This is a genomic window from Pseudomonas sp. MPB03 (genome assembly GCF_046605385.1).
GTDB classification, from domain to species: Bacteria; Pseudomonadota; Gammaproteobacteria; order Pseudomonadales; family Pseudomonadaceae; genus Aquipseudomonas; species Aquipseudomonas zanjanensis.
Window position 1 is genome coordinate 6382782 of the sequence record NZ_CP176770.1, and the last position, 24830, is coordinate 6407611.

Here is a 24830-nt window from a genome sequence, read left to right on the forward strand (position 1 = left end):
CGGGAGCAAGCTCCCTCGCCACGGGTTCATCCCCTTTCGAATCTCTGATGATCCCTGTGGGAGCGAGCTTGCTCGCGATAGCGGCGGATCAGCAACATTTTTGCTGGCTGACACACCGCAATCGCGAGCAGGCTCGCTCCCACAGGTTTGTGCATTTTTCCAGAACCTGGGGGATTACTGGATATCTTCAGGCTTGACGATCACCCAGTTCTTGTCCGCCGTCACTGGCAGTCCTTCCTTGGCTTGGGCCGCGGCGTGCTTGGCCATCATGCCGTTGATCTGGGTCATGTACTTGTCCTTGCGGTTGACCCACAGGTGAATCCCGCCCTTGGCCACGTCCACGTCGTGGAACAGCATGTAGCCGTCACTGGTCGGTGTGTCACCCGCCACCAACACCGGTTTTTTCCATTCGTCGATGTACGTCAGGATCGCCGCGTGCTTGCCGGCCATCCAGGTTGCCGGGGTCCACAGGTATGGCGTGTACTCCAGGCCAAGGTTGGCCTTCTCGTCATATTTGCCGTTGGTGATCTGCTTGCGCGTGGTAGTCAGCTCGCCGGTCTTGCGGTCCTTGAGCAGCGTGGTCACGCCGATCACGTTCTGCGGCTTGAGGTTGTAGCCGTACTTAGGATCCGAGGCGACCATGCGCACCAATTCTTCGGAAGCGGCGGTCATGACATAGACCTCGATGCCGTTTTCCATCAGCTTGTTGTACAGCTCGGCCTGGCCGGTGAAGATCTTCGGTGGATTGACGTTGTACTGGACCACCTTATCGCCATCGTAATAAGTGGTCGGCACCGGCTTGCCGGACGCCATCAGCTCATCGACATAGCCCTTGAGCTCCTTGAGCGTGAAGCCCGAGAACACCTGGGCCACCCACGGGTAACAGACCATGTCGTCCACTTCGCACAAACGGTAGTAATAGCTGAACAGGCTTTCCTTATGGTCGGCCGTGTCCTTGAACGGCATCAGCTTCAAGGACGGGTCGAGGGTTTCCCGGGTGATGAGGCCCTTGTTCTCCATGAACGGCAGCAACGATTCCTCAAGGTCATAGCGGTAACTGGTGTTGTCCATGTCGAACACCGCGTAGTTACCCTTGTTGGCGTTGGCGGCGATCATCGCGTCCAAGGCCTTGGCCTGCTCCGCTGGCCAGTGCTTGAGTTCGGTGGCAAGTGCCTGGCCGACGAGGCCAAGACTCAAGGCGACAGCGAGAAAACGAGGTGCGAGCTTCATCGGCATTTCTCCCGGGATCAAAGAACTCGACGCTAACAAATGCGTGTGACAGTCCTCGCCCAGCCGCGACCGCTTGCGTCCTGATCACGCCAGCGACATACCCGCAAACGCCAAGTCCTTATTCCATAAACGACAATCAACATGCCTTTTTAGTATTAATTCATTAGATATCAGGCTGTTAGGCTTCCCGGCTCACAGTCGCGGCTTCGGGCGACTGGCACGTCTTATCGGAGTCTCTTTTGATGAATCTGCCGCTGATCCTCAACCTGCTGGTGTTCCTCGCCTTGCTGTTCGGCCTGGCGCAAACCCGTCACCGCACCTGGAGCCTGGCCAAGAAAGTGCTGCTGGCGCTGGTGCTGGGCGTGATGTTCGGTATCGCCCTGCACACGATTTATGGCACCGGCAATCCGGTGCTCAAGGCCTCTATCGGCTGGTTCGACCTGGTGGGCAACGGCTACGTGCAGTTGCTGCAGATGATCGTGATCCCACTGGTCTTCGCCTCGATCCTCAGCGCCGTGGCCCGCCTGCATAACGCCTCGTCCCTGGGCAAGATCAGCTTCCTGACCATTGGCACGCTGCTGTTCACCACCGCCATCGCCGCGCTGATCGGCATCGGCCTGACCAACCTGTTCGGCCTCACCGCCGAGGGCCTGGTGGCCGGCACCCAGGAGCTGGCGCGCCTGCAAGTGATCCAGAGCGACTACGCCGGCAAGGTCGCCGACCTGAACATCCCGCAACTGCTGCTTTCGTTCATTCCGCAGAACCCCTTTGCCGACCTGGCACGGGCCAAGCCGACGTCGATCATCAGCGTGGTGATCTTCGCCGCGTTCCTCGGCGTCGCGGCGTTGCAGTTGCTCAAGGATGACGTGGAGAAAGGCCAGAAAGTGATCAACGCGATCGACACCCTGCAAAGCTGGGTGACGCGCCTGGTGCGCCTGGTGATGAAGCTGACGCCATACGGGGTGCTGGCGCTGATGACCAAAGTCGTGGCCGGTTCCAACCTGCAGGACATCATCAAGCTCGGCAGCTTCGTCGTGGTGTCGTACCTGGGGCTGGGCCTGATGTTCGTGGTCCATGGCCTACTGGTGTCCGCTGCCGGCATCAACCCATTGCGCTTCTTCCGCAAGATCTGGCCAGTGTTGACCTTCGCTTTCACCAGCCGCTCCAGCGCGGCCACCATCCCGTTGAGCATCGAAGCCCAGACCAGCCGCCTCGGCATTCCCCGGGCGATTGCCAGCTTCAGCGCCTCGTTCGGCGCCACCATCGGCCAGAACGGTTGTGCCGGCCTTTACCCGGCCATGCTGGCGGTGATGGTCGCACCGACCGTAGGCATCAACCCGCTGGACCCGGTCTGGATCGCGACACTGGTGGCGATCGTGACGTTAAGTTCGGCCGGGGTGGCCGGGGTCGGTGGCGGCGCGACGTTCGCCGCGTTGATCGTGCTACCGGCCATGGGCTTGCCGGTGTCGCTGGTGGCCTTGCTGATTTCCGTCGAGCCGCTGATCGACATGGGGCGTACGGCGTTGAACGTCAGCGGCTCGATCACCGCCGGGGCGATCACCAGCCAGGTGATGCAGCAGACGGACAAGGCATTGCTTGATGCCCAGGAGCATGGGGAGTTGGTGCACGCTTGATGGGTGGCGCCTGATGGATAGCTATCGCGAGCAAGCTCGCTCCCACAGGGATCGGCAGTGATCACAGATTCTGTGTTCGCCAGAAATCCATTGTGGGAGCGAGCTTGCTCGCGATGCTTTTAACGCTTTTCCCACACCTCAAAGCTGTAGGCCGGCTTGTCCCCTTCAGCCGGGTTCGGCTGGTTCGAGACCAGTCTCCATTGGCTCGAATCGAACTCAGGAAACCACGCATCCCCCTCCGGGCTCAGCCCCACGCGGGTCAGGTACAGCCGATCCGCCTGCTCCAGGGCCTGGGCATAGAGCTGGGCGCCGCCGATCAACATCAATTCGTCGACACCCTGCTCCAGCGCCCAGGCCTCGGCCCGCGCCACGGCGGCTTCCAAGGTGGAAAACACCTCGGCACCTTCCAGCACCAGAGCCGGCTGGCGACTGACGACGATGTTCAGCCGCCCCGGCAGCGGTCGACCGAGGGAATCCCAGGTCTTGCGCCCCATGATGATCGGCTTGCCCAAGGTGGTGGCCTTGAAGTATTTGAAATCCCCCGGCAGGTGCCAGGGCATGCTGTTGTCGACGCCGATCACACGGTTTTCACCGAGGGCTGCGATCAGGCTTAGGGGGAGAGTTTTGTTCATGGCCGCGAGGATACCAGAGGCCCGGCGTACCCCGACAGGCATCACAGCGGTTATGCTCAACCCTCATTCGAGCAACGGAAGCCCCCGTGACAGTACTGCAGAACCTCTGGTTGACCGAGACGATCCGCCTGCGTGAAGAGCACGCCGGCCCGCTCCAAGACCAGGAAGCCAATCGCCTGGCCCGTGCGTCAGGCGGCGATCTATCCGCCCGCATCCATCAGCGCGCCCGTTGGCTGGCCGAGCGCGATGGCCTCACGCAAGCCCTGCGCCATTGGCTGCAAGGGGCGCGCCTGGCGCTGATCGCCTTGGCGCTGCTCGCCGTCATCAGCGGCGCCGGCCTCGGGTTGGCCGCCCTCGGTGACGGCCAGGCACCGGTCAATGTGTTCTGGGCCTTGGGCAGCCTGTTGGGGTTGAATCTGGTGCTGCTCATCGCTTGGGCCATGGGCCTGGTCTTTGCCGGTGAGCAAGGTGCCGCACTGGGACGCCTGTGGCTGTGGCTCAGCGAAAAACTCGCCCGCGACGCCAAGGCCGCCCAACTGGCGCCAGCCCTGCTGCTGTTGTTGCAACGGCACAAACTCAATCGCTGGGCCCTCGGTGTGTTGGTCAATGGCCTGTGGCTGCTGGCGATGCTCAGCGCGCTGGTCATCGTCCTGCTGCTGATGGCGACCCGGCGCTATGGCTTCGTCTGGGAAACCACCCTGCTGGGCAGCGAAACCTTCGTCGCCATGACCCAGGCCCTCGGCACGCTGCCGGCACTGCTGGGCTTCAGCGTGCCGACCGAGGACATGATCCGCGCCAGTGGCGACGCCGCGCTGAACATCGAAAGCGCCCGCCAGGCCTGGGCCGCCTGGCTGGTCGGCGTGCTGCTGGCCTATGGCGTGCTGCCGCGCCTGGGCCTGGCGTTGCTGTGCCTATGGCGCTGGCGACGCGGTCGCGCCACGCTGCGCCTGGACTTGAACCTGCCCGGCTACGCACAGCTACGTGAGCGCTTAATGCCCAGCAGCGAACGCCTGGGCGTCAACGACGCCGCTCCCGCGCATTTGCATCGAGTCGAAAGTGCCGTCAGTGCGATGGACAGCGACGGCGCGCTGTTGGTGGCGATCGAACTGGATGATCGGCCCTGGCCGCCCAAGCTGCCCGAGACCGTGAAGAGCGCCGGCATCCTCGACAGCCGCGAGTCACGCCACAAACTCCTCGAACAGCTGTCGCGTTTTCCGCCGGCACGCCTGGCGATTGCCTGCGACCCACGTCGCTCGCCGGACCGTGGCAGCCTGGCGCTGATCGCCGAGCTGGCCCGCAGCGCCAGCGCCACCCGCGTCTGGCTGTTGCAGGCGCCGCCCGGCGAAGCGCTGGACGCCGAGCGCCTGGGCGACTGGCACACCGCGCTGCAACAGCTGCAGTTGCCCTTTGCCGATTGCATGCCCTTGAACTGGCTGGAGAGCGGTCATGACTGACCCCGTGAAGCCGCTGAAACTGGCCGTGGTCGGCCACACCAACGTGGGCAAGACCTCGTTGCTGCGGACCTTGACCCGCGACGTCGGCTTCGGCGAGGTGTCCCACCGCCCAAGCACCACCCGGCATGTCGAAGGTGCGCGCCTGTCGGTGGACGGTGAAGCGTTGCTGGAGCTGTACGACACGCCGGGCCTGGAAGACGCCATCGCCCTGCTCGATTACCTCGAGCACCTGGAGCGTCCTGGCGAACGCCTCGACGGCCCGGCGCGCCTGGCTCGCTTCCTCGAGGGTAGCGAGGCGCGACAACGCTTCGAACAGGAAGCCAAGGTGCTGCGGCAATTGCTCGCCAGCGACGCCGGTTTGTATGTGATCGATGCCCGGGAACCGGTGCTGGCCAAGTACCGCGATGAATTGGAAGTCCTCGCCAGTTGTGGCAAACCGCTGCTGCCGGTGCTGAATTTCGTCAGCAGCGCCCGGCATCGCGAACCCGACTGGCGCGAAGCCCTGGCGCGATTGGGGTTGCACGCCCTGGTACGCTTTGACAGCGTCGCCCCGCCCGAGGACGGCGAGCGACGCCTGTATGAAAGCCTCGCGTTGTTGCTGGAAAGCGCCCGTGGGCAACTGGAGCGACTGGTCGCCGACCAACAGGCCCAACGCCTGGCCCGCCAGCAGAGCGCGGCGCGCTTGATCGCCGAACTGCTGATCGACTGCGCCGCCTGCCGACGCAGCGTCGCCAGCGATACCGAACTGGAACGCCAGGCCATTGGCGAGTTGCGCAACGCGGTGCGTCAACGCGAACAGCGTTGTGTCGAAGCCCTGCTCAAGCTCTACGCGTTCCGCCCCCAGGACGCCGCCGCCAGCGACCTGCCGCTGCTCGACGGGCGCTGGGGCGATGACCTGTTCAACCCCGAAACCCTCAAGCAACTGGGTGTACGCGTCGGCGGCGGGATCGCGGCGGGCGCGGCGGCCGGTGCCGGGGTGGACTTGCTGGTAGGTGGCCTGACCCTAGGCGCCGCCGCCCTGGCTGGGGCGATTGTCGGCGGCACCCTGCAAACCGCCCGCAGCTACGGCAACCGGCTGATGGGCAAACTCAAGGGGCAACGGGAGCTGACGGTCGACGACAGCGTGCTGCGCCTGCTGGCCCTGCGCCAAGGACAGTTGCTGCAAGCCCTCAACCTGCGCGGCCACGCGGCGCTGGACAGCATCCGCATCGCCACGCCCCAGGACAAGACCTGGCGAGAGGGCAAGCTGCCCGAAGCCCTGAACAAGGCCCGGGCGCATCCGCAATGGTCATCCCTCAATCCCCAGCCGCGGTTGAGCCAGGCGGAGCGGCAGGAGCAGATCGAGCAGTTGGCCGAGCAGCTCTGAGCGACACAAGGTCTGGCCAAGTACCCTTTGGCAGTACACAAAACTGTTTGGTCCGGGGACATGGTTAACACCTGTGGCGAGGGAGCTTGCTCCCGCTGGGCTGCGAAGCGGCCCCAAAATGCCGGAACGCGATTGGCCTGACACACCGGGGTGTCAGGTTTCAGGACCGCTTCGCGGCCCAGCGGGAGCAAGCTCCCTCGCCACAAAAGCAATCAACGCCTGGGCAATCAGTCGTTGCTCAAGGCCTTCAGGGCCGCCGCCGCTTCAGGCAACTCCAACTCATTGAACACCCGCACGCCATGGCGCTTGAGCAACGCCGCCGTCACCCCTTCGCCGCTGACTTTCACACCGCTGAACGTCCCGTCATAGGTCAGCAGGTTGCCGCACGACGGGCTGTTGGCCTTGAGCACCGCGATGCGGATGCCATGTACTCGCACCTGTTCCAGCGCTTGATACGCGCCTGACAGAAATTGCGCGCTCACATCTTCGCCATCGGTGGTGATCACCGCGGCCTGACCGTCAAGCACTTGCCCGCCCTGCCCCCCAGGAATCTCCGCTGCCGCACGCGGGGTGGGCAAGCCGCCAGCGACTTCCGGGCACAGCGGTACGACCCGGCCTTGATCAAGCCACTGCTGGAGTTGATCGAACGGCCCGCTGGCACCGCCGTCGTAGCGCACGCGATGGCCGAGCAGGCAGCGGCTGACCAGGATCTTTTCCATATTCAGAACAACTCGTTGCCGCGACGGCGGAACCAACCGGTCAAGGACAGGCGATCCCGGGTGGCCGGTAGCACTTCGTGGGGGATGTCTCCCGACAGGAACACTACCAGGCAACCGCCGATGGGCACCACGTCACGCTCCACGCCGTCCTCTAGGTACATGCGCAACTGGCCGCCGTGTTCCGGCAACCAATCGTCGTTGAGATAAAGCACCGCCGACACCATCCGCCGGTCGTCGTCGCGAAAGCGGTCGACATGCTTGAGGTAGAACGCGCCGGGTGGATACAGGGCAAAGTGACTTTCGAAGTCTTCCAGGCCCAGGAACAACCCGCGATTCATCGCCTCTCGCAGGCTGTCCATCAGCGTCAGGTATTGGTCGCAGGCTTGCGCCTGGCCAGGTTCGATCCACTGGATGCGATCACCCCGGATCCCTTCGCGAATCTCCGAGAAGGGCCCGCGTCCGACCGCCGCCGGGGCCAGCTCACCCTCGGCGGCACGCTGGCGGCATTCGGCCGCCAGGGTGCGGGTGAGCGCGTCCGGCAGGAAGAGGTTCTGCTGCGACCAGCCGCGCTCGGCCAGGTCGTCGACGATATGTAACAGCAGCGGGTGATCAGAAGGTATTTGCATGGCGCGCATAGTATGCCGGCGCCTGCAAAACCGACAGCGCCACGCAGCGGTTCGCTGCGTCGGTTCTTTACCTCCAAGAGCACCGCCGTATGAACTTGATACGAATTCTCGACAAGACTCCACACCCCACGGAGAATAGTCGGCTGCTGACAGGAGTCCCTATGCGCCGTTTGCTTTTCTCACTGTTGATGTTCTGCGTTTTGCCCGCCTGGGCAGACAGCTACGACCAGTTGTACAAGGTCGCCGGCTGGCCGGAACAGCGGGCGCATTTCAATGATGCCTTGAGCGCCGCCCAGCAACGCTACCAGAGCAGCCTGCCGCCGGCGGTGTTCCAGGCGCTGGTGAACAACAGCAATCAACGTTTCGCCCCCCAGGCCATGGACCAGCGGGCCGAGGCGCAAATACGCAGCAAGCTTCGCGACCCGAACCCGGCCCTGGCCTTTTTCCAGTCGCCCCTGGGCCGCAAGGTCGTGGCGGCCGAATTGCTGGCGACCCGGCGCGACCAATTGGCGAAAAACGCCAAGGGCCTGCCGAAGATGCAAGCCAGCGACAACCGCCTGTTGATCATCGGCCACCTGGCCCAGGCCCTCCCCGCCCGCGAAGCCGGCGCCGAAGTCAGCCTGGCGATCGCCGGCGTGGCGGCCGACAGCCTGAGTTCGATGATCCCGGGACTCTTGGGTGCCGGCCAGGCCCAGGGCATGCTCAACGGCCAGCGCCAGCGACTGATGGAACAGATTGGCTCGGACCTGAACAACACGCTGCTGTACGTCTACCGTGACCTGACGGATACCGAGCTGGAAGAATTCGCCACCTTCGCCGAATCGACCGAGGGCCAGGCTTATTATCAGGCGGCCCTGGCGGCGATTCGGGCAGGGTTGGCGGTAGGGCAAACGCTGGGGCAGTAGTTCGGCACCGCTATCGCGAGCAAGCTCGCTCCCACAGTGAACTCAGGTTTTGTGATCGCCGAAGATCCTGTGTGGGAGCGAGCTTGCTCGCGATAGCAATAGCCCAGTCACCGCCTGACTCTGCTCATCCGCTTCGTCAAGAACCCAAACATCTCCTGCCGCATCGCCAGCGCCTCGTTCGCCAAGTGATGCCGCCCCTCAGGCAACATCAACACCTGCGGCCGGTCGAACTTGCTGCGCAGCACGTTCAGGTTGTGCACCCAGTCCACCGTCATGTCCGCCTGCCCCTGCACGATCAAGGGCTGGCGCGGGCTGCTCGGGGCGGCTTCGATACGCTTGATCCATTGCCCCAATGCCCCCACCCAGGCGGTGGGCAGGCGCAGCGGTTGCAACGGGTCGGCTTGCAAGAAAGGCAGGAACTGCGGGTCGGTGGAGTTCTCGCTGAAACGCCGGGCGATGCCGGTCACGAAGGGCTTGAGCAGGTAATAACTCAGGCGCGACCAGCCCCAGGCCCGCGGCCGCACCAGGGGCGACAGCAGGATGACCTGACCCTGGGCCGGGCTCTGCGCGCCGTGGTTGAGCACATGATCGACCACGATGGCGCCGCCAGTGCTTTGCCCACACAAGTGCCAGGGATGCGGCAGGTCCAGCGTCGCGGCCTCGGCCAACAGGCCCTGCAAGGTGGCCTGGTACTCGGCGAAATCCCCGATGCTGGCGCGTTCGCCGCTGGACAGGCCGTGGCCCGGCAAGTCGCAAGCAATCACCGCGAATTGCTGCTCCAGAGCCCACTCGATCAAGTGCCGGTACAGCCCCATGTGATCGTAGTAACCGTGGAACACAAACAACGTCGCCACGGCTTTTTCCGGCCACCAGACCTGGCTGACCACTTCATACCCGCCCACCTCGAAGCGCCCTAATCCCTTGCGCACACTGCGCTGGGGGAAATCCAGCCCATAGAACCGCTGGTAGGCCTGGGCCTGCTCGGACAGGGCTTGCCACTGGGCCAACGGTTGCAGACTGGCACGCAGGTGATCGGGATCGAAAGTGGCAGGCATCAAGATTTCCAGGCATGGGCGCAGCGCGCGAAACAGACTTTACAGGCCTGCGATATTCATCTGTCGCGGCAAGCATGGCAAGCTACGCGGCTTCAGAGGATCGACTCCATGCGCCCGCCCCACCGCACGACCTTGCTTGCCAGCCTGCTCGCCCTCGGATGCGCCGTCGTATTGTGGGTGGCCTACGACTGGTTCCAGGGCCGTTTCCTGCGGGCCTTCAGCCAACACACCGCGATATTTTCCGGCGACCCTCTGCGCCTGCCCGCCGACCTGGCCGGCCCCGGCGCGATCCGCCTGGTGCATTTCTGGGACCCGGCGTGCCCGTGCAACGTCGGCAATCAGCAGCACCTTTCCGAACTGGTGGATAAATACGTACCGCAAGGCGTCGAGTTCTATGCGGTACAAAAGCCCGGCAGCCAGGGTCAGTTACCGGCCACCCTGAACAACCTCAAGCCGCTCCCAAGCCTGCCCGGCTCCAGCCAGATCCCCGCCAGCCCGGCCGTGGCGATCTGGGATCGCAGCGGCCAGCTCGCGTATTTCGGCCCCTACAGCGAAGGCCTGACCTGTAATTCGAGCAACAGCTTCATCGAGCCGATTCTTGAAGCGTTGAGCAGCGGTCGGGCGGTCAATGCGACGCATACGATGGCGGTGGGTTGCTATTGTCCTTGGGCCCAGGACACATCAGGCAAGGAATAAGACGGGAAATCCTCCCGAGGAGCGATGCGAAGTCGCGCAGCGGCATGTTAAACAGGGAACGAACAGCGAGGCCATGGCAGCGCTGTCACCAGAATAAGGACTCACCATGAAACGCACCCTCATCGCCTTCCTCTCATTGATCGTCACCGCGATCATCGTCGCGGGCGGCTATCTCTACAGCAAGCAGCCCACCCGCCAAGGCACGATGCAGGTGCAAGGGCTGCTGGGCTCGGTGACGGTGCGCTACGACGAACGCGGTGTGCCGCATATTCGCGCCGAGAACGAAGCCGACCTGCACCGCGCCCTCGGTTATGTCCATGCCCAGGACCGGCTGTTCCAGATGGAGATCATGCGCCGCCTCGCCCGGGGCGAGCTGGCCGAGGTGCTGGGGCCGAAGCTGCTGGACACCGACAAGCTGATGCGCAGCCTGCGTATCCGCGAGCGTGCCGCGACCTACATCACCGAGCAGGACCCGCAATCCCCGGCCTGGGTCGCCATGCAGGCTTACCTGGACGGGATCAACGCCTACCAGGACAGCCACACCCGTCCCGTGGAGTTCGACGTGCTGGGCATTCCCAAGCGCCCGTTCACCGTCGAAGACACCGTGAGCATCACCGGCTACATGGCCTACAGCTTCGCCGCGGCCTTTCGCACCGAACCCCTGCTGACCTATGTGCGCGATGTGCTGGGTGCCAACTACCTGAATATTTTCGACCTCGACTGGCAGCCCCAGGGCGTGCTGGCTGAAGGACGCAAGGCTGGCCTGCCCCTGGCCGCCGCCGACTGGAAAGACCTCAACGCCCTGGCCCGCCTGAGCGAGCAGGCCCTGGCCGACAATGGCTTGCCGCAGTTCGAAGGCAGTAATGCCTGGGCGGTCGCCGGCAGCCGTACCCGCAGCGGCAAGCCGTTGCTGGCGGGCGACCCGCACATTCGTTTTTCCACGCCGTCGGTGTGGTACGAGGCACACTTGTCGGCTCCCGGCTTCGAGCTCTACGGGCATTACCAGGCACTGATGCCGTTTGCGACGCTGGGCATGAACAAGGATTTCGGCTGGAGCGTCACCATGTTCCAGAACGACGACCTGGACCTGATCGCCGAGAAGGTCAACCCGGACAATCCCGAGCAGGTCTGGTATCGCGATAAATGGGTGGACATGACCCGCAGCGAGCAACAGATCGCGGTCAAGGGCCAGGCGCCGGTGACGCTGGTGCTGCGCCAGTCGCCCCACGGTCCGATCGTCAACGATGCCCTCGGCGCCAACGCCGGCAAGACCCCGGTCGCCATGTGGTGGGGGTTCCTGGAAAGTCGCAATCCGATCCTCGACGCCTTCTACCAGCTCAACCGCGCCGACACCCTCGCCAAGGCCCGCGGCGCTTCGGCCAAGATCCACGCACCGGGGCTGAACGTGGTCTGGGCCAATGCCAAGGGGGATATCGGCTGGTGGGCCGCCGCGCAATTGCCCAAGCGCCCCGCCGGCGTGAAGCCAGGCTTCATTCTCGATGGCAGCAGCCCGGAGGCGGAAAAGGAAGGTTTTTATCCGTTCAGCAGCAACCCGCAGGAAGAAAATCCGGCGCGGGGTTACATCGTCTCGGCCAATTTCCAACCGGTGCCGGCCAGCGGCATCGAGATCCCCGGCTACTACAACCTTGCCGACCGTGGCCAGCAACTCAACCACCAGCTCAGCGACAAGCAGGCGAAGTGGGATCTGGAAAGCACCCAGAAACTGCAGTTGGGCACCACCACCGCCTACGGCCCTCGCCTACTTGCGCCGCTGTTGCCGGTGCTGCGTGAGGTGGTCAGTGACCCGCAGCAACGCAAATGGGTGGAACAATTGGCCCAATGGCCGGGCGATTACCCCCTGGACTCCATCAGCGCCACGCTGTTCAACCAGTTCCTGTTCAACCTGGCCGATGCCGCCCTGCACGATGAACTGGGCGACGGGTTCTTCGAAACGGCCCTGTCGACCCGGGTGATCGACGCGGCCCTGCCACGCCTGGCAGCCTCCGAAGACTCACCGTGGTGGGATGACCGCACGACACTCGGCACCGAGACCCGTGCCGACACCGTTAAAAAGGCCTGGGACAAGAGCCTCGCCCATCTGAAGGCCACCCTCGGCGAAGACGCCACGCAATGGCAATGGGGCAAGGCCCACACCCTGACCCACGGCCACCCGCTGGGCCTGCAAAAGCCGCTGGACCGGATCTTCAACGTCGGCCCGTTCGCCGCGCCCGGCACCCACGAAGTGCCCAACAATCTCTCCGCCCGGATCGGACCGGCGCCGTGGCCGGTGACCTACGGGCCTTCGACTCGGCGCATCATCGACTTCGCCGACCCGAGCCACAGTGTCACCATCAATCCCGTTGGCCAGAGCGGCGTGCCGTTCGACAAGCATTACGAGGATCAGGCCGAGGCGTACATCGAGGGGCTGTATCACCAGGCGCATCTGGCAGAGGAAGAAATGACGGCCAACACCCGTGGCACCTTGAAGCTTTTGCCGGCCCGGGCGCCCTGAAGATCGGGCGAGCAGGTCTTTTTTCATCGTTAACCGGGCTTGATCGTCATGGATGGTCAAGACTACAAGGGCACACTTGCCCGCCTCTTCCACAGGAGTCAACGCTATGTTCAATACCTGGTCCGAGCTGCTGCCCACCATCAAGAGCGCCTTTGGTGCCCTGGGCAAAAGCAATCCGAAGATGGTCAAGGCCTACATGGCCCTGGACGAAGCCGCGGCCGAGAACAATGTGCTCGATGCCAAGACCCGGGAACTGATCTCCATCGCCGTGGCCATCACCACCCGCTGTGACGGCTGCATCGGCGTACACACCGACGCCGCCATCAAGGCCGGCGCCACCCGCGAAGAAATCGCCGCCACCCTGGCCACCGCGGTGTCCCTGAACGCGGGCGCGGCGTACATCTACTCCCTGCGAGCGCTGGAGGCTCATGACGCGTTGAAGAAGTGACGGGCGAATAACCGCACAGTCCGCTATCGTCGGATCGCCGCCCGGAGCAAGCTCGCTCCCACAAGGGATCTGTGTTCGATCCACGGTTCTGCAAGCGACAAAAAACACCTGTGGGAGCGAGCTTGCTCGCGAAAGCGGTGTATCAGCCAACATAAGTGTTGAATGTACTGCCGTCTTCGCGAGCAGGCTCGCTCCCACAATGGGAACTGCGTTCGACCACGGTTTGCAGGCGACAAAAAACACCTGTGGGAGCGAGCTTGCTCGCGATGGCGGTGTATCAGCCAACATAAGTGTTGAATGTACTGCCGTCTTCGCGAGCAGGCTCGCTCCCACAAGGGGAACTGCGTTTGACCATGGATTTGCAGGCGACAAAAACACCTGTGGGAGCGAGCCTGCTCGCGATGGCGATCTGACATTCAGCATCTTCGCTGGCTGTCACACCGCTTTCGCGAGCAGGCTCGCTCCCACATGCAGGCCCAGCGTCGGGTCAGACCGGCGCGGTCTCGGCCCGGCGGACTTCCGGTTGTTTCCAGGAATCGGCGGCGCTTTCTTCGATGGCTTGCTGGATCGCGCGCTTGCGATTTTCTTCGGCGCGGCGGCTGAAGTACCAGACCAGGAAAGTCACCAGCGACACCGCCAGCAGGATCAGGCTCGCCACGGCGTTGATTTCCGGTTTCACCCCCAGGCGCACGGCCGAGAACACTTCCATCGGCAAGGTCGTCGAACCCGGACCGGAAACGAAGCTCGCCAGCACCAGGTCGTCCAGGGACAACGCAAAGGACATCATGCCCCCCGCCGCCAGTGACGGCGCGATCATCGGGATGGTGATCAGGAAGAACACCTTCCACGGCCGCGCACCGAGGTCCATGGCCGCCTCTTCGATGGACAGGTCCAGCTCACGCAAGCGTGCCGAAACCACCACCGCCACATAGGCCGCGCAGAACGTGGTGTGGGCGATCCAGATCGTGACAATGCCACGCTCCTGGGGCCAGCCGATCATCTGCGCCATGGCCACGAACAGCAGCAACAGCGACAGGCCGGTGATCACTTCCGGCATCACCAGCGGCGCGGTGACCAGGCCGCCGAACAGCGTGCGGCCCTTGAAGTGGGTGATGCGGGTCAGCACGAAGGCCGCCAGCGTCCCCAGGGCCACCGCGGCAATCGCCGTGTAGCAGGCGATTTCCAGCGAGCGCATTACCGAGCCCATCAACTGGCTGTTGTCCAGCAGACCGACGTACCACTTGACCGACCAGCCGCCCCACACCGTCACCAGTTTCGAGGCGTTGAACGAGTAGATCACCAAAATCAGCATCGGCGCGTAGATGAACAGCAAACCCAGCACCAGCATCAGGCTTGAAAAACTGAAGCGCTTCATTCCTTGCCCTCCATTTCTTTGGCCTGACTGCGGTTGAACAGGATGATGGGCACGATCAGGATCGCCAGCATCACCACCGCCAGGGCGGACGCCACCGGCCAGTCTCGGTTATTGAAGAATTCCTGCCACAGCACTTTGCCGATCATCAGGGTTTCCGGGCCACCCAGCAGTTCCGGGATCACGAACTCACCCACCACGGGGATGAACACCAGCATGCAGCCGGCGATGATGCCGTTCTTGGACAGCGGCACGGTGATTTTCCAGAAGCTGTTGAAGGTGCTCGAACCCAGGTCGGAGGCGGCCTCCAGCAGGCTTTGGTCGTGTTTGACCAGGTTGGCGTACAACGGCAGGATCATGAACGGCAGATAGGAGTAGACGACCCCGATATACACCGCCAGGTTGGTGTTGAGGATCTGCAGAGGCTCGCTGATCCAACCCATGCTCATCAGAAAGCCGTTGAGCAAGCCGTTGTTGCTGAGGATGCCCATCCACGCATAGACGCGGATCAGGATCGCGGTCCAGGTCGGCATCATGATCAGCAGCACCAGCACCGTCTGCATCTCTTTGCGGGCATTGGCGATGCCGTAGGCCATCGGGTAACCGATCAGCAGGCACAGGACCGTGCTGATCAAGGCCATCTTCAGCGAGCCGAGGTAGGCGGCGATGTACAACTCGTCCTCGCTCAGCATCACGTAGTTGGCGAGGTTGAGCAGCACCTGCAGCTTCTGGTCGACGTAGCTGTAGATCTCGGTGTAGGGCGGAATGGCCACGTCGGCTTCGGCGAAGCTGATCTTCAGGACGATGAAGAACGGCAGCATGAAGAACAGGAACAGCCAGATGAAAGGCACCCCGATGACCAGTTGGCGGCCACCGGGCGTTATTCGATCGAGTCGGCGTTTGAGTTTGCGCATGTTCATGAGCGAAGCACCACGCCGCTGTCGTCTTCCCACCAGACGAACACCTGGTCGCCCCAGGTCGGGCGCTGGCCACGGCGTTCGGCGTTGGCGACGAAGGATTGCACGAGCTTGCCGCTCGGCAGCTCGACATAGAACACCGAGTGACCGCCCAAATAGGCGATGTCATGGACCTTGCCGCTGGACCAGTTGTGCTCGCAGGTCGGCTGCTCGGAGGTGACCAGCAGTTTTTCCGGGCGAATGGCGTAGGTCACGGACTTGTCCTGCACCGAGGTGCTGATGCCGTGGCCCACGTAGATGTTGCGGTCCAGGTCCTTGCAGGTCAGCACCGCATGGCCTTCGGCGTCGTCCACCACTTCGGTCTCGAAGATGTTGACGTTGCCGATGAATTCGCAGACCAGGCGGCTGGTCGGGGTTTCGTAGATGTCGATCGGGCTGCCGATCTGGGCGATCCAGCCCAGGTGCATGATTGCAATGCGCTCGGCCATGGTCATGGCCTCTTCCTGGTCGTGGGTCACCATGACGCAGGTCACGCCGACCCGCTCGATGATCTCCACCAGCTCAAGCTGCATTTGCGAACGCAGCTTCTTGTCCAGGGCGCCCATCGGCTCGTCGAGCAGCAACAGCTTGGGCCGCTTGGCCAGGGAACGGGCCAGGGCCACCCGCTGGCGCTGGCCGCCGGACAGTTGGTGCGGCTTGCGCTTGGCGTACTGGCTCATCTGCACCAGCTTGAGCATCTCCGCCACGCGGGCATCGATCTCGGCTTTCGGAATCTTGTCCTGTTGCAGGCCGAAGGCGATGTTCTGCGCCACGGTCATGTGGGGGAACAAGGCGTAGGACTGGAACATCATGTTGATCGGCCGCTCGTAGGGCGGCATGTCGGTGATGTCCACGCCGTCGAGGAAAATCCGCCCCTCGGTGGGCCGCTCGAAACCGGCCAGCATGCGCAGCAAAGTGGATTTGCCCGATCCCGAACCGCCGAGCAAGGCGAAGATCTCGCCTTTCTTGATTTCCAGGGACACATCGTCCACGGCAATCGTCTCGTCGAACTTCTTCGTGACCCGGTCGATTTTGACCAGCACCTGCTTGGGTGTCTGGTCGCCCTCGAGGGCTTTCTTATAGGCGCCGGAGGCAACTGCCATTTACGAAACTCCCACAGAATTTGCAGTTCGCCCCACGGAGGCGAACAAGAGTGTTGACGTTTATTTACCCGACTTGACCTTGGTCCAGCTGCGGGTCATGAGTCGTTGGATCTTGGGCGGCAACTCGGAGTTGACGTAGAGCTTGTCGACGACCGCTTGCGGTGGATAAACCGCTTCATCGGTGCGTACTTTCTGGTCCATCAGTTCGCCAGCCTTGGGGTTCGGGTTGGCATAACCGACAACGTCGCTGACCTGGGCGATGACCTCAGGCTTGAGCACATAGTTGATGAAGGCATGGGCTTGCTTGACGTTGCCGGCATCACGGGGAATCGCCAGCATGTCGAACCAGAGGTTGCCGCCTTCCTTGGGAATCACGTAGGCGATGTCGACGCCCTTGCCGGCTTCGCTGGCACGTTCGCGGGCCTGGAAGATGTCCCCGGAAAAACCGGCGGCCACGCAGATCTCGCCGTTGGCCAGGTCGGAGATGTATTTGGAGGAATTGAAGTAGGTCACGTAAGGCCGGATCTTGAGGAGTTGAGCCTCGGCCTTCTTGTAGTCTTCAGGGTCTTCGCTGTTGGGGTTCAAGCCCAGGTAGTTGAGCATCGCCGGGATCATCTCGTCACCCGAGTCGAGGAACGAAACGCCGCAGCTGGACAGCTTCTTGATGTTTTCCGGTTCGAACAGCATGGCCCACGAATCGATCTTGTCGACACCCAGGACTGCCTTGATTTTCTCGACGTTATAGCCGATGCCGTTGGTGCCCCACAGGTAAGGCACCGCGTACTGGTTGCCCGGGTCGTTCTTTTCCAGGCGCTTGAGCAGCACCGGGTCGAGGTTGGCGTAGTTGGGCAACTGCGTCTTGTCGAGCTTCTGGAACGCCCCGGCCTTGATCTGCTTGCCGAGGAAGTGGTTGGACGGCACGACCACGTCGTAACCGGTGCGCCCGGCCAGCAACTTGCCTTCCAGGGTTTCGTTGGAGTCAAACACGTCATACACCGGCTTGATGCCCGTGGCTTTTTCGAAATCCGCCAGGGTGGTCCCGCCGATGTAGTCCGACCAATTATAAATATGCACAGTGGAGGCAGCCTGGGCACTGACGGCGAGCGTCAGGCCGGCGCCCACCAGCAAGGCGTTGCGTAACAAAGAAAAGACTGGCACGTGGAGGTCCTCTTAAATAGTTGGGCCCAAGTTGCCCCCGTTACGTGACCCTTGCTGGGGCCCTGCAACAAAACCGGCGCGCAACTTACCCTCGATAAACCGATCCCGCAAAACTTTTAGTTATTTATGGGTTCCTGTTGCCGCCGCCGCGCTGGCCGCGACAACAGGAGGGTGCTTCAGGCCGGCTTATTTACCGGATTTGATCTTGGTCCAGCTGCGGGTCAGGATCCGCTGGGTCGCGGCTGGCAGGTCGGCGATGGCGTACAGCTTGGCCTTCACTTCGTCCGATGGATAGATGCTCGGGTCACCGGAGATTTCCTTGTCCACCAGAGCGGTGGCGGCCTTGTTGCCGTTAGGGAAACGCACGTTGTCGGTGATCTCCGCCATGACTTCCGGCTGCATGATGAAGTTCATCCACTTATAAGCGGCCTCGACGTTTTCGGCATCCTTGGGAATGGCGACCATGTCATAGAACGAACCGGCACCTTCCTTCGGAATGGTGTAGGCCACTTTCACTTTGCCGCCAGCTTCAGCAGCGCGGCTCTTGGATTGCTCGATATCACCCGAGTAACCCACGGCGACGCAGATGTTGCCGTTGGCCAAGTCGGAAATGTATTTGGACGAGTGGAAGTAACCGATCGATGGACGCAACTTGAGGAACAGCGCCTCGGCCTCGGCCAGTTGCTTCTTGTCTTGGCTGTCGGTCGGATAACCGAGGTAATGCAGGGCCACCGGAATCATTTCGGTTGGCGAATCGAGGAAGCTCACGCCGCAGCTCTTGAGCTTGGCGATGTTCTCGGGCTTGAGCAGGACGTCCCAGGAATCGATCTTGTCGACGCCCAATGCGGCCTTGACCTTCTCGGGGTTGTAACCGATGCCGATGGTGCCCCACATGTAGGGGAAGGCATGTTTGTTGCCCTGGTCGCTGGCATCGCCGACGGCCTTGAGCAGGTCGGTGTCCAGGTTCTTCCAGTTCGGCAGCTTGGACTTGTCCAGCTCCTGGTAGACGCCGGCCTTGATCTGCTTGGCCAGGAAGTTGTTCGACGGCACCACGATGTCATAACCGGATTTGCCAGCCAGCAACTTGGCTTCCAGGGTTTCGTTGCTGTCGAACACGTCGTAGACAACTTTGATCCCCGTTTCCTTCTCGAACTTGGCAACGGTGTCCGGCGCAATGTAGTCGGACCAGTTATAGACGTGCAGCACTTTGTCGTCCGCCTGGACGGCGCCCGCCATCACGCCCATCAGGGACATGGCGAGGAGGGTCTTGCCAGCTATCTTCATACCTAATGTCTTCATGCCTAATGCCTTCATGAAAAAGTGCTCCAGTTATTCTTCTTAGCCACAGTTCAGTAGCCGGCTCTCTGGCAACTTGAACAGGCGGTAGTCTGGCAAGTTACAGGCCAGGCTTTCAACACAAGCCCAGCCTTTTGTTCACGCTGGGCGAGGCCCTCGCAGGCACCTCGCTCAGAGCCTAGCACTTAGCCTTGCAACGCACTGAGGGTCAGGTCCAGGCACTGCCGCGCCTTGGTCACCAACTCATCGATCTCGGCCTTGCTGATCACCAGCGGCGGCGCAATGATCATGGTGTCGCCCACCGCGCGCATGATCAGTCCGTTATCGAAGCAGAACTGCCGGCAGATCATGCCCACGCCCTTGCCTTCGTAGCGCTTGCGCGTGGCCTTGTCCTGGACCAGTTCGATCGCCCCCAGCAAACCGACCCCACGTACTTCACCCACCAACGGATGATCGTTCAGTTCCCTTAAGCGTTGCTGCAAATAAGGTGCCGTTTCGCTGTAGACACGCTCGATGATCTTCTCGTCGCGCAGGATGCGGATGTTTTCCAGGGCCACCGCCGCGGCCACCGGGTGACCGGAGTAGGTAAAGCCGTGGTTGAAGTCGCCGCCTTCGTTGAGCACCGCGACCACGTCGTCGCGCACGATCAGCCCACCCATGGGGATGTAGCCGGACGTCAGGCCCTTGGCGATGGTCATCATGTGCGGTTTCAACCCGTAATGGTCGGTACCGAACCACTCACCGGTGCGGCCGAAGCCACAGATCACTTCGTCGGCCACGAACAGGATGTCGTACTTGGCGAGGATTTCCTTCATGCGGGGCCAGTAGCTGTCCGGCGGCACGATCACGCCACCGGCGCCCTGGATCGGCTCGGCGATGAACGCACCGACGTTGTCCACGCCGATCTCCAGGATCTTTTCTTCCAACTGGTTGGCCGCCCACACGCCGAACTCTTCGGGGCTCATGTCGCCGCCTTCACCGAACCAGTAAGGCTGGGCAATGTGGACAATGCCCGGGATCGGCAGGTCGCCCTGCTCGTGCATATAAGTCATACCGCCCAGGCTCGCGCCCGCGACGGTCGAGCCGTGATAACCGTTCTTGCGGCTGATGATGACTTTTTTGCTTGGCTGGCCCTTGATCGCCCAATAATGGCGGACCATCCGCAACATGGTGTCGTTGCCCTCGGAGCCGGAGCCGGTGAAGAACACATGGTTCATGCCTTCAGGAGCGATGTCGGCGATGGCTTTGGACAGTTCCAGCACCGGCGGGTGGGCCGTCTGGAAGAACAGGTTGTAGTACGGCAGTTCGCGCATCTGTTGGCTGGCGGCATCGGCCAGCTCCTCGCGACCGTAACCGACGGCCACGCACCAGAGGCCAGCCATGCCGTCGAGGATCTTGTTGCCTTCACTGTCCCAAAGGTAGACGCCCTTGGCGTGGGTGATGATGCGCGGGCCTTTCTCTTTGAGCTGCTTGAAGTCGCTGAACGGCGCCAGGTGATGATCGTTGCTCAGGGCCTGCCATTCACGGGTTTGCGGGTTATTGCGGGTCATGCGAATTCTCCTGTAATCGGTGAGGGCGAAGCTGCCTGAAGCAGCCCCGCCCGGCGCTTCAGACGGCAAAGAGCAGGAATTCCCGCTCCCACGAACTGATGACGCGCTTGAAGTTTTCATGCTCGGCCCGCTTGACCGCGACGTAGCCTGTGATGAATTTCTTGCCCAGGTATTTCTCGATAGTGGTGCTGTTTTCCATGCGTTCCAGGGCGTCTTCGATGGTCAGCGGCAAACGCAGGTTGCGGCGTTCGTAGCCACGGCCCACCACCGGCGCGCTCGGGCTGATGCCTTCGACCATGCCGATGAAGCCACACAGCAGGCTGGCGGCAATCGCCAGGTACGGGTTGGCGTCGGCGCCCGGCAAGCGGTTTTCCACCCGACGGTTCTGCGGCCCGGCATCCGGCACGCGCAGGCCCACGGTGCGGTTCTCTTCGCCCCACTCCACGTTCACCGGCGCCGACGTATCCGGCAGGAAGCGGCGGAACGAGTTGACGTTGGGAGCGAACAGCGGCAACAGCTCGGGGATGAATTTCTGCAGGCCACCGATGTGGTGCAGGAACAGATCGCTCATGGTCCCGTCTTCATTGGAGAAGACGTTCTTGCCGGTTTCCTTGTCGATGATGCTCTGGTGCAGGTGCATCGCACTGCCCGGCTCGCCGGTCATGGGCTTGGCCATGAAGGTGGCGGCCACGTCGTGCTTGAGTGCCGCCTCGCGCATGGTGCGCTTGAACACCAGGATCTGGTCGGCCAGGGACAGGGCATCGCCGTGACGGAAGTTGATTTCCATCTGCGCCGTGCCGTCCTCGTGGATCAGGGTATCGAGGTCCAGCTCCTGCAATTCGCACCAGTCGTAGACGTCTTCGAACAGTGGGTCGAATTCGTTGGCCGCTTCGATCGAGAAGGACTGGCGACCGGTCTCCGGGCGGCCGGAGCGGCCAATGGGCGGCTGCAGCGGGAAGTCCGGGTCGTCGCTGCGCTTGGTCAGGTAGAACTCCATTTCCGGCGCGACGATGGGCTGCCAGCCTTTGTCGGCGTAGAGCTTGAGCACTTTCTTGAGCACGTTGCGCGGTGACAGCTCGATGGGGTTGCCCTGCTTGTCGTAGGCGTCGTGGATGACCTGGGCGGTGGGCTCGATGGCCCAAGGCACAAGGAACACGGCGTTCTCGTCCGGGCGGCAGATCATGTCGATATCAGCCGGGTCGAGCAGTTCGTAATAGATGTCGTCTTCGACATAGTCGCCCGTCACGGTCTGGAGCAGCACGCTCTCGGGCAGGCGCATGCCTTTTTCGGCGATGAACTTGTTGGTCGGCGAGATCTTGCCCCGGGTGATACCGGTCAGGTCGCCAATCATGCATTCGACTTCTGTGATCTTGTGGTCTTTCAACCAATCGGTGAGCTGGTCGAGGTTGTTACTCATAAATGCCTCTAGGCGTGAGTTTCCTGACTGCTATTAATCGTCAGGCGTTGTTTGACGCATCCGCGTCGCGTTGTGTTGCCCTTGCTCGGCAGGCATCGCCAAATGCCTGGAAAATCGCAAGGTAGTACGGGTTAGAGCTTACCTCCCATTCGGGGTGCCATTGCACACCTAAAGCAAAAGCCTTGCCTTCTGACACCGAAACCGCCTCGATCAAGCCATCCGGCGCCACTGCTTCGGCCCGCAGCCCTGGCGCCAGGCGCTCGATACCCTGGCTGTGGATCGAGTTGACCTCTATCGATTGAGGCAATCCCTGGCCTGCCAGTACACCGCCGGGCTGGATATGCACGGCATGGGCAGGACCGTATTGGACCTCCACCGCTTGAGTCTCGTCTTCACGATGATCGATGAAGGTTCCGACTTCATGAACTTTCTGATGCAGGCTGCCGCCAAAGGCTACGTTCATCTCCTGGAAACCACGGCAAATGCCCAGCACCGGGATGCCCGCCTCGACAGCGGCGCGGATCAGCGGCAGGGTAGTGGCGTCCCGTGCAGGATCATGGGCAGTGCCTGGCGCACTGGCTGGGCCCTGGTAGTGAAAAGGTTCTACATTGGAAGGAGAGCCGGTAAAGAGAATACCGTCCAGGGCGTCCAGAATATCGGACGGTTGGAACAGATCCGCCAAGGACGGAAGCAGCACTGGCAAGCCCTTGGCGGCTGTCGCGACAGCCCGGGAATATTTATCGCCACTGGTGTGATAAGCATGCAGACCGATCTGCTTGGAGCAGGTGGTGACGCCGATTAACGGCAGGCGAGACATGAAGCACCCCGGTATTATTGCTGTTATGGGTTTGAATCGAGCTTAGCCTTGTTCATTTTTTTACACAACACCCCCGTAAAAAATACAACACGGCCCGCTCAAGCCTGCGGGCGCCAAGGCCCCTAAAGGGAAAAAAACGCCCTAAATTGCCCCAAAAAAGCCTCGCAGGTGCTTTTTTAGGGCAAAAAAGGCCCTGCTTGACTTCGGCATGCCGTTCGGGTTGACTGGCTTTCGAAGAGATCAATGATTGATATTTTTAACAACAAAGGTGTTGCATCATGTCGGTACCCCCGCGTGCCGTTCAGCTTAACGAAGCGAACGCGTTCCTTAAGGAACATCCTGAGGTTCTGTACGTTGACCTTCTGATTGCGGATATGAATGGTGTGGTGCGCGGCAAGCGCATAGAACGCACCAGCCTCCACAAGGTTTACGAGAAAGGCATCAACCTGCCGGCCTCTCTATTTGCTCTGGATATCAATGGCTCTACGGTGGAAAGCACCGGCCTGGGCCTGGACATCGGTGATGCCGACCGGATCTGCTATCCAATCCCTGACACCCTGTGCAATGAGCCTTGGCAGAAGCGCCCTACCGCGCAACTGTTGATGACCATGCACGAACTCGAAGGCGAACCTTTCTTCGCCGACCCGCGTGAAGTCCTGCGCCAGGTCGTGACCAAGTTCGATGAACTGGGCCTGACCATCTGCGCCGCATTCGAGCTGGAGTTCTACCTGATCGACCAGGAGAACGTGAATGGACGCCCACAACCGCCCCGCTCGCCGATTTCCGGCAAACGCCCGCATTCGACCCAGGTCTACCTGATCGATGACCTCGACGAATACGTCGATTGCCTCCAGGACATTCTGGAAGGGGCCAAGGAGCAAGGCATTCCCGCCGACGCCATCGTCAAGGAAAGTGCCCCGGCGCAGTTCGAAGTGAACCTGCACCACGTGGCCGATCCGATCAAGGCGTGCGACTACGCGGTCCTGCTCAAGCGCCTGATCAAGAACATCGCCTACGACCATGAAATGGACACCACCTTCATGGCCAAGCCGTATCCGGGCCAGGCAGGCAATGGTTTGCACGTCCACATTTCGATCCTGGATAAAGACGGCAAGAATATCTTTGCCAGCGAGGATCCCGAGCAGAACGCCGCACTGCGTCACGCGATCGGCGGTGTGCTCGAGACCCTGCCCGCGCAGATGGCTTTCCTCTGCCCGAACGTCAACTCCTACCGTCGTTTCGGCGCACAGTTCTACGTGCCGAACTCGCCGACCTGGGGCCTGGACAACCGCACCGTGGCCTTGCGCGTACCCACCGGCTCGGCCGATGCCGTACGCCTGGAACACCGCGTCGCCGGCGCCGATGCCAACCCCTACCTGCTGATGGCCGCCGTGCTGGCGGGCGTGCACCATGGCCTGGTCAACAAGATCGAGCCCGGTGCGCCGGTGGAAGGCAACAGCTACGAGCAGAACGAGCAAAGCCTGCCGAACAACTTGCGCGATGCCCTGCGTGAGCTGGACGACAGCGAAGTCATGGCCAAGTACATCGACCCGAAATACATCGATATCTTTGTGGCCTGCAAGGAAAGCGAGCTGGAGGAGTTCGAACACTCCATCTCCGACCTTGAGTACAACTGGTACCTGCATACCGTGTAAGCGGTTGCGGTCAAAAAGAAACGCCGCAGGCCTTATGGCCTGCGGCGTTTTTTTTATGTCTGCCGCCGAACATTGTGGCGAGGGAGCTTGCTCCCGCTGGGCTGCGCAGCAGCCCCAAAAATGCTGAAGCGGTCAACCTGAACCACGGCGGCGGCTGGTTTCGGGGCTGCTTCGCAGCCCAGCGGGAGCAAGCTCCCTCGCCACAGGAGTTGCTCTGCTCACAAGTCCG

Annotated in this window: 21 protein-coding genes; 8 read left to right on the plus strand and 13 right to left on the minus strand. The window is 62.0% G+C overall.

All coding sequences use genetic code 11. The features are described 5' to 3' along the window. Nucleotides 1–174 precede the first annotated feature (174 nt). Nucleotides 175–1230, minus strand: a complete 1056-nt coding sequence (locus ACLH0I_RS27920) for a haloacid dehalogenase-like hydrolase (protein WP_411385891.1) — start codon at nt 1228–1230, stop codon at nt 175–177. Nucleotides 1231–1472: 242 nt separating this feature from the next. Here ACLH0I_RS27920 and ACLH0I_RS27925 point away from each other — a divergent pair, with 242 nt between their 5' ends. Continuing rightward, entirely contained in the window at nt 1473–2864 is a 1392-nt protein-coding gene (locus ACLH0I_RS27925) for an L-cystine transporter (protein WP_411385892.1), read from the plus strand. Nucleotides 2865–2983: 119 nt separating this feature from the next. On the opposite strand, the gene ACLH0I_RS27930 is transcribed toward ACLH0I_RS27925, so the two are convergent. Further along, entirely contained in the window at nt 2984–3496 is a 513-nt protein-coding gene (locus tag ACLH0I_RS27930; RefSeq protein ID WP_411385893.1) for a dihydrofolate reductase, read from the minus strand. An 86-nt stretch (nt 3497–3582) separates the two neighbouring features. Here ACLH0I_RS27930 and ACLH0I_RS27935 point away from each other — a divergent pair, with 86 nt between their 5' ends. Beyond that, nucleotides 3583–4950 carry a DUF2868 domain-containing protein gene (locus ACLH0I_RS27935; RefSeq protein WP_250964344.1) on the plus strand — a complete coding sequence of 456 codons (1368 nt, stop codon included), beginning with the start codon at nt 3583–3585 and terminating at the stop codon, nt 4948–4950. Beyond that, nucleotides 4943–6316, plus strand: a complete 1374-nt coding sequence (locus tag ACLH0I_RS27940; RefSeq protein WP_411385894.1) for a GTPase/DUF3482 domain-containing protein — start codon at nt 4943–4945, stop codon at nt 6314–6316. The genes ACLH0I_RS27935 and ACLH0I_RS27940 overlap by 8 nt, the downstream gene beginning before the upstream one ends. 227 nt (nt 6317–6543) lie before the next feature. On the opposite strand, the gene ACLH0I_RS27945 is transcribed toward ACLH0I_RS27940, so the two are convergent. Both ACLH0I_RS27945 and ACLH0I_RS27950 read right to left on the minus strand, forming a co-directional pair. Then, a complete protein-coding gene (locus ACLH0I_RS27945) occupies nt 6544–7035 on the minus strand; it encodes a DUF523 domain-containing protein (RefSeq protein ID WP_250964346.1) in 492 nt (163 codons plus the stop codon). A 2-nt stretch (nt 7036–7037) separates the two neighbouring features. Beyond that, nucleotides 7038–7670, minus strand: a complete 633-nt coding sequence (locus ACLH0I_RS27950) for a 2OG-Fe(II) oxygenase (RefSeq protein ID WP_411385895.1) — start codon at nt 7668–7670, stop codon at nt 7038–7040. Between the two features lie 152 nt (nt 7671–7822). Here ACLH0I_RS27950 and ACLH0I_RS27955 point away from each other — a divergent pair, with 152 nt between their 5' ends. Continuing rightward, nucleotides 7823–8566, plus strand: coding sequence for a DUF2059 domain-containing protein (locus tag ACLH0I_RS27955; protein WP_411385896.1), 744 nt, complete (start codon nt 7823–7825; stop codon nt 8564–8566). 107 nt (nt 8567–8673) lie between these two features. Here the strand turns inward: ACLH0I_RS27955 and ACLH0I_RS27960 are convergent, their stop codons facing one another. Further along, nucleotides 8674–9621 (minus strand): alpha/beta hydrolase, encoded by a 948-nt coding sequence (locus tag ACLH0I_RS27960; protein WP_250964349.1) that lies wholly within the window; start codon nt 9619–9621, stop codon nt 8674–8676. 108 nt (nt 9622–9729) lie between these two features. Between ACLH0I_RS27960 and ACLH0I_RS27965 the strand changes: the two genes are divergently transcribed. The 3 genes from ACLH0I_RS27965 (at nt 9730) to ACLH0I_RS27975 (ending at nt 13277) form a co-directional block, all read left to right on the plus strand. After that, nucleotides 9730–10317 carry a DUF6436 domain-containing protein gene (locus tag ACLH0I_RS27965; RefSeq protein ID WP_411385897.1) on the plus strand — a complete coding sequence of 196 codons (588 nt, stop codon included), beginning with the start codon at nt 9730–9732 and terminating at the stop codon, nt 10315–10317. Between the two features lie 106 nt (nt 10318–10423). Then, nucleotides 10424–12829: a penicillin acylase family protein gene (locus ACLH0I_RS27970; RefSeq protein WP_411385898.1), complete on the plus strand. Its 2406-nt coding sequence runs from the start codon at nt 10424–10426 to the stop codon at nt 12827–12829. 106 nt (nt 12830–12935) lie between these two features. Continuing rightward, nucleotides 12936–13277: a carboxymuconolactone decarboxylase family protein gene (locus ACLH0I_RS27975; protein ID WP_250964355.1), complete on the plus strand. Its 342-nt coding sequence runs from the start codon at nt 12936–12938 to the stop codon at nt 13275–13277. 487 nt (nt 13278–13764) lie between these two features. Here the strand turns inward: ACLH0I_RS27975 and ACLH0I_RS27980 are convergent, their stop codons facing one another. From ACLH0I_RS27980 to ACLH0I_RS28015, 8 genes are all read right to left on the minus strand, one after another. Further along, nucleotides 13765–14652, minus strand: coding sequence for an ABC transporter permease subunit (locus ACLH0I_RS27980; RefSeq protein WP_186707565.1), 888 nt, complete (start codon nt 14650–14652; stop codon nt 13765–13767). Next, the gene (locus tag ACLH0I_RS27985) at nt 14649–15569 is read right to left on the minus strand and encodes an ABC transporter permease subunit (protein WP_411385899.1); all 921 of its coding nucleotides are present in this window, start codon (nt 15567–15569) and stop codon (nt 14649–14651) included. Before ACLH0I_RS27985 ends, ACLH0I_RS27980 begins: the two co-directional genes overlap by 4 nt. After that, nucleotides 15566–16708, minus strand: a complete 1143-nt coding sequence (locus ACLH0I_RS27990; RefSeq protein ID WP_122567462.1) for an ABC transporter ATP-binding protein — start codon at nt 16706–16708, stop codon at nt 15566–15568. Before ACLH0I_RS27990 ends, ACLH0I_RS27985 begins: the two co-directional genes overlap by 4 nt. A 60-nt stretch (nt 16709–16768) precedes the next feature. Next, the gene (locus tag ACLH0I_RS27995) at nt 16769–17866 is read right to left on the minus strand and encodes a polyamine ABC transporter substrate-binding protein (RefSeq protein ID WP_411385900.1); all 1098 of its coding nucleotides are present in this window, start codon (nt 17864–17866) and stop codon (nt 16769–16771) included. Between the two features lie 186 nt (nt 17867–18052). Next, nucleotides 18053–19150 carry a polyamine ABC transporter substrate-binding protein gene (locus ACLH0I_RS28000; RefSeq protein WP_411387565.1) on the minus strand — a complete coding sequence of 366 codons (1098 nt, stop codon included), beginning with the start codon at nt 19148–19150 and terminating at the stop codon, nt 18053–18055. A gap of 197 nt (nt 19151–19347) precedes the next feature. Continuing rightward, the gene (locus ACLH0I_RS28005; RefSeq protein ID WP_411385901.1) at nt 19348–20712 is read right to left on the minus strand and encodes an aspartate aminotransferase family protein; all 1365 of its coding nucleotides are present in this window, start codon (nt 20710–20712) and stop codon (nt 19348–19350) included. A gap of 58 nt (nt 20713–20770) precedes the next feature. Further along, the gene (locus ACLH0I_RS28010) at nt 20771–22129 is read right to left on the minus strand and encodes a glutamine synthetase family protein (RefSeq protein ID WP_053126367.1); all 1359 of its coding nucleotides are present in this window, start codon (nt 22127–22129) and stop codon (nt 20771–20773) included. 40 nt (nt 22130–22169) lie between these two features. Then, nucleotides 22170–22946 carry a gamma-glutamyl-gamma-aminobutyrate hydrolase family protein gene (locus ACLH0I_RS28015; RefSeq protein ID WP_411385902.1) on the minus strand — a complete coding sequence of 259 codons (777 nt, stop codon included), beginning with the start codon at nt 22944–22946 and terminating at the stop codon, nt 22170–22172. A 278-nt stretch (nt 22947–23224) separates the two neighbouring features. On the opposite strand from ACLH0I_RS28015, the gene ACLH0I_RS28020 reads away from it, so the two are divergent. After that, a complete protein-coding gene (locus ACLH0I_RS28020) occupies nt 23225–24601 on the plus strand; it encodes a glutamine synthetase family protein (RefSeq protein WP_025216023.1) in 1377 nt (458 codons plus the stop codon). Nucleotides 24602–24830: the final 229 nt, after the last annotated feature.